We start from the raw sequence: 4,834 nt of genomic DNA on the forward strand, positions 1-4,834 counted from the left end.
ACAACCCCCGCGCCCCTGGCGGGGCGCGGGGGACTGAGTGGGGAGACTGCGCCCCTGCCCCGCGGGGCCCTTCGACGGGGCGCGGGGATTCCTACAGGGCGACGCCGAGGAGGGCGTCGACGGTGCGGGAGACCAGGCCCGGGGCGCCGGTGTCCTCGCCGCCCTCGGTGCGGGCGGTGGCGGCCCAGCGGTCGACGGCGGCCAGGGCGGCCGGGGCGTCGAGGTCGTTCGCGAGGGCCGCGCGGACCTCGGCGAGCAGGGCCTCGGCGGGCGGGCCGTCGGGGCGGGAGACCGCGGAGCGCCAGGCGGCCAGGCGGGTCAGGGCGGCGTCGAGGTCCGCGGCGGTCCACTCCCAGTCGCTGCGGTAGTGGTGGGCGAGCAGGGCCAGCCGGATCGCGGCCGGGTCGATGCCGTCGCGGCGCAGGGCCGAGACGAAGACCAGGTTGCCGCGCGACTTGGACATCTTGTGCCCGTCCAGGGCGACCATGCCGGCGTGCACGTACGCGCGGGCGTAGGGGTGCTCGCCGAGGGCGACCTGGGCGTGCGCGGCGCCCATCTCGTGGTGCGGGAAGGACAGGTCGCTGCCGCCGCCCTGGATGTCGAAGTCCATGCCGAGGTACTCCAGCGCGATGGCCACGCACTCGATGTGCCAGCCGGGGCGGCCGCGGCCGAGTTCGGTCTCCCAGGCGGGCTCGCCGGGGCGGGCGGAGAGCCAGAGCAGGGCGTCCAGCGGGTTCTTCTTGCCGGGGCGCTCGGGGTCGCCGCCGCGCTCGGCGAAGACCGGGAGCATCTGCTCGCGGGTGAGGCCGGAGACCTCGCCGAAGCGCGGGTCGGACTCGACGGAGAAGTAGACGTCGCCGTCGAGTTCGTAGGCGGCGCCGGAGGCGAGCAGGCGCTGCACCAGCGGGACGATCCACGGGATCGACTCGACGGCGCCGACGTAGTGCGCGGGCGGGAGCATCCGCAGCGCGGTCATGTCCTCGCGGAACAGCGCGGTCTCGCGCTCGGCGAGTTCGGTCCAGTCCTGGCCGGTGGCGACGGCGCGCTCCAGCAGCGGGTCGTCGACGTCGGTGACGTTCTGGACGTAGAGGACGTCGTGGCCGGCGTCCTTCCAGACCCGCTGGACCAGGTCGAAGGTGTTGTAGGTGGCTGCGTGGCCCAGGTGGGTCGCGTCGTAGGGGGTGATGCCGCAGGCGTAGAGCCGGGCGGTCGGACCGGTGGGCACGACCTCTCGGACACTGCTGGTGGCGGTGTCGTAAATGCGCAGGGGAAGCCCCTGACCGGGCAGGGCGGGAACCTCGGAGGCGGGCCAGGCATGCATGGGACCGACTCTAACCTTGCGATCATTTGAAAGACCAACCTACGGACGCGATCGGCCGGAATCGGTTCGTCCTCGGTTTCGGATCGGTATCAGACCGGCGGCCAGGGAATAGAAGGCCACTCCCGTGACGGCGGCGGATGGCTCCCGGCGGCCCGCAGCGCGGCCGTCCGGGCCTTCAGCGCGGCCAGCTCGACCGCCGTCAGGTGCGGGCGCAGCCGCTCGCCGAGCGGGCCCTCCAGGTCGGCGGCGAGCCGCTCCAGGACGTCGAGCGCCTCGGCGGTGAGCGGCTGTCCGGCCCAGCCCCAGAGCAGGGTGCGCAGCTTCGGCTCGGGGTGGAAGGTGACGCCGTGGTCGATGCCGTAGATCCGGCCGTCGGCGGCGGGCAGCCAGTGGCCGCCCTTGCGGTCGGCGTTGTTGAGGACGGCGTCCAGCACGGCGAGGCGGCGCAGCCGGTCGTCGTCGCGGTGCACCAGCCACGCCTGGCGGCCGCCCCCGACCTCGGCCCGGACCACGGGCAGCCAGCCCTCCCGGACGCCGTCCAGGGGCTGCAGGTCGAGCAGTTCGGCGGCGTCCGGGTCGGGTTCGATCCACAGCTGGACCATGCCGGGCCCGGCCGGGCCCTCGCGCAGCACGGTGGGCGGGACGAGGTGCCAGCCGGTGGCGGCGGAGAGCTCGTGCGCGGCGGTCTCCCGGCCGGCCAGGGTGCCGTCGGGGAAGTCCCACAGCGGGCGCTCGCCCGCGACGGGCTTGTAGACGCAGGGGGCGGTGAGGCCGTCCAGCGTGGCGGTGCAGTAGAGGACGGCGTTGGAGGCGTCGGTGACCCGGCCGTGCACGGCCAGGGCGCCCTCGCGCAGCAGGGTGAGCGCGGTGGCGGGGTCGGCGGCCAGCGCGGCGCTGGTGGCCGGGTCGGTGCCGGGGGCGTCCGCCGCCTCGGGGCTCTCCTCGTTCAGCGCCGGTAGCCGTTCGCGCGCGGGCACAGGTGGCCCTCCGGGTCGAGCGGGAGGTTGCAGAACGGGCAGGGCTTGCGGCCGGCCGCGACCAGGTCCAGGGCGCGCTTGGCGAACACCCGGGCCATCGCGCCGCTGAGCCGCACCCGCAGCAGGTCGGGGCCGTTCTCGTCGTCGAAGACCTCGGGCTCGTCGTCCTCCTCGGACTCCTCGACGTACGCCTGCGCCTCGACCACCAGGCACTCGTCCCGGGCGTCCCAGGCCAGGGCCATCGTGCCGACCCGGAACTCCTGCTCCAGCGGCAGGTCGAGCGGGGCGGTGTCGAGCAGTTCGGCGGGGGCGGCGGCCGGGATCGGGGCCTCGCCGCCGCTGCGCCGCAGCGCCTCGTCGAGGACCTCCTCGATCCGCTCGGCGAGCGCGGCGACCTGGGCCTTCTCCAGCAGGACGCTGGTGACCCGGCCGCGCGAGGACGCCTGCAGGTAGAAGGCGCGGGCGCCGGGCTGGCCGACGGTGCCGGCCACGAAGCGCTCGGGCTGGTCGAAGAAGTGGACCTGACGGGACACTCTGCTCGCTCCGGAGGGGGGTTGCGGTCTTCTCGATCTCACCCTACGGCCAAACCGGTCCGGCGCGGCACACGGGGCGGTCGGTTCCCGTGCGTGCTCGGACAGTTGGCCGCGGTGGCGGGGTCAGGCGGTGGTGCCGGTCTCGCCGCCGACCACCGCGTCGTCCCCGGCCGAGTGGCCGTGCGGGCGCGGGGCGAGGGCGGCCAGCGAGCCGGTGTCGCCCAGGCGCAGCAGGTAGGGGCGGTGCGGGGTGTAGCGGATCGCGGTGACCGAGCAGGGCTCGACCGAGATCCGCTGGAAGTGGTCGAGGTGCAGGCCGAGCGCGTCGGCGACGATCGCCTTGATCACGTCGCCGTGGGTGGCGGCCGCCCAGAGCGCGTCCGGCCCGTGGTCGACGGCGACCTTGTCGTTCCACTCGCGCACCGCGTCCACGGTGCGGTGGCTGAGCGCGCGCAGCGACTCGCCGCCGGGGAAGGCGGCGGCCGAGGCGTGGTCCTGGACGGTGCGCCAGAGCGGCTCGCCGGCCAGCTCGGACAGCGGGCGGCCGGTCCACTCGCCGTAGTGGCACTCGCCGAGCCGCTCGTCCAGTTCGGGGGCGGCCAGTTCGGGGCGGGCGGCGGCCAGCGGCTCCAGGGTCTGCCGGCAGCGCTCCAGCGGGCTGCTGACCAGGCGGGCGATCGGCAGCCCGGCGAGCCGCTCGGGCAGCGCGGCGGCCTGCGCCCGCCCGGTGTCGTCCAGGTCGACCCCGGGGGTCCATCCGGCGAGGATCCCGGCGGAGTTGGCGGTGGAACGGCCGTGGCGGACGAGCAGCAGGGTGGGCATACCTGAAAGGGTACGGGGTCGAACCCTCCCCGCGGGCGGCCGCTTCGGGTCACAATGGCGGGCATGATCGTGGATTGCGGCATCTACCGGGACGGCAAGCGCTCCGAGGGCCCGGAGGACTTCTCGGACGCCCTGGCGGAGGTCCGCGCGGCCGGGGACGGGTTCCTGTGGATCGGCCTGGCGGACCCGACCACCGAGGAGTTCGACCACGTCGCCGAGGAGTTCGGGCTGCACCCGCTGGCGGTGGAGGACGCGGTGACGGCGCACCAGCGCCCGAAGGTGGACATCTACCGGGACTCCGTGTTCACCGTCCTGAAGACCGCCGCGTACCACCAGTCGGACGAGACCGTCTCGATCGGCGAACTGATGATCTTCCTGGGCGACTCGTACGTGATGACCGTCCGGCACGGTCCGGAGAGCCCGCTCAAGGACCTCCGGGCGAGGCTGGAGGAGCAGCCCGAACTGCTCGCGCACGGGCCGGCCGCCGTGCTGTACGCGGTCTGCGACCTGGTGGTCGACCAGTACCTCGACGTGGCCACCGAACTGCAGACCGACCTGGACGAGTTGGAGGAGCAGATCTTCTCCCCCGGGCGCTCGCGCGGCGCGGCCGAGCGGATCTACGGCTTCAAGCGGCAGGTGGTGGGCTTCCGCAAGGCGACCTTCCCGCTGATGGAGCCCGCGCTGCGGCTGACCCGGGTCGGCGCCGACGTGCAGGTGCCGTTCGTCGCGGACGGACTGCGCCCGTACTTCCGGGACGTGGCGGACCACCTGGCCAAGGTCAACGAGGTGGTGGAGGGCCTGGACCGGCTGCTGTCCGACATCCTGTCCGCCAACCTGGCGCAGGTCAGCGTGCAGCAGAACGACGACATGCGGAAGATCTCGGCGTGGGCCGCGCTGGCCGCCGTGCCGACGATGATCGCCGGCATCTACGGGATGAACTTCGAGCACATGCCGGAGCTGCGCCAGGCGTGGGGCTACCCGGCGGTGCTGGTCCTGATGGCGGCCGTCTGCTTCGGCCTGCACCGGCTGTTCAAGCGGGCCGGCTGGCTGTAGCGGGCTCCCCTCGCGCGGGCTCCTCGCGCGGGCTCCCGGGCCGTTCCGGACCCCGGGAACGCGGAACGGCCGCCCGGCGGGTGCCGGACGGCCGTTCCGGCCGGTGCGTCAGGACTGCTGGCGGCGCC

Annotated in this window: 5 protein-coding genes; 1 reads left to right on the forward strand and 4 read right to left on the reverse strand. The window is 74.4% G+C overall.

Annotation, left to right across the window (positions count from 1 at the left end; all coding sequences use genetic code 11):
* Positions 1-91: 91 nt before the first annotated feature.
* From mshC to ACFUEL_RS35280, 4 genes are all read right to left on the reverse strand, one after another.
* Entirely contained in the window at positions 92-1,321 is a 1,230-nt protein-coding gene (mshC, locus tag ACFUEL_RS35265; protein WP_380241595.1) for a cysteine--1-D-myo-inosityl 2-amino-2-deoxy-alpha-D-glucopyranoside ligase, read from the reverse strand.
* A gap of 89 nt (positions 1,322-1,410) precedes the next feature.
* Positions 1,411-2,298, reverse strand: a complete 888-nt coding sequence (locus tag ACFUEL_RS35270; protein WP_380241596.1) for an SCO1664 family protein — start codon at positions 2,296-2,298, stop codon at positions 1,411-1,413.
* Complete coding sequence (locus ACFUEL_RS35275; protein ID WP_380241598.1) at positions 2,268-2,831, reverse strand: DUF3090 family protein; 564 nt, start codon at positions 2,829-2,831, stop codon at positions 2,268-2,270. The genes ACFUEL_RS35270 and ACFUEL_RS35275 overlap by 31 nt, the downstream gene beginning before the upstream one ends.
* Before the next feature lie 123 nt (positions 2,832-2,954).
* Entirely contained in the window at positions 2,955-3,653 is a 699-nt protein-coding gene (locus tag ACFUEL_RS35280; protein WP_380241600.1) for a histidine phosphatase family protein, read from the reverse strand.
* A gap of 63 nt (positions 3,654-3,716) precedes the next feature.
* Between ACFUEL_RS35280 and corA the strand changes: the two genes are divergently transcribed.
* Complete coding sequence (gene corA / locus ACFUEL_RS35285; RefSeq protein ID WP_380241602.1) at positions 3,717-4,706, forward strand: magnesium/cobalt transporter CorA; 990 nt, start codon at positions 3,717-3,719, stop codon at positions 4,704-4,706.
* Positions 4,707-4,834: the final 128 nt, after the last annotated feature.

Origin of the sequence: Kitasatospora sp. NPDC057198 (assembly GCF_042670125.1) — a bacterium.
Taxonomy (GTDB): Bacteria; Actinomycetota; Actinomycetes; order Streptomycetales; family Streptomycetaceae; genus Kitasatospora.

Coding starts and splice junctions, on each gene's coding strand:
- mshC (WP_380241595.1), bottom strand. CDS start 1,321: ATGCATGCCTGGCCCGCCTCCGAGGTTCCCGCCCTGCCCGGTCAGGGG.
- ACFUEL_RS35280 (WP_380241600.1), bottom strand. CDS start 3,653: ATGCCCACCCTGCTGCTCGTCCGCCACGGCCGTTCCACCGCCAACTCC.
- corA (WP_380241602.1), top strand. CDS start 3,717: ATGATCGTGGATTGCGGCATCTACCGGGACGGCAAGCGCTCCGAGGGC.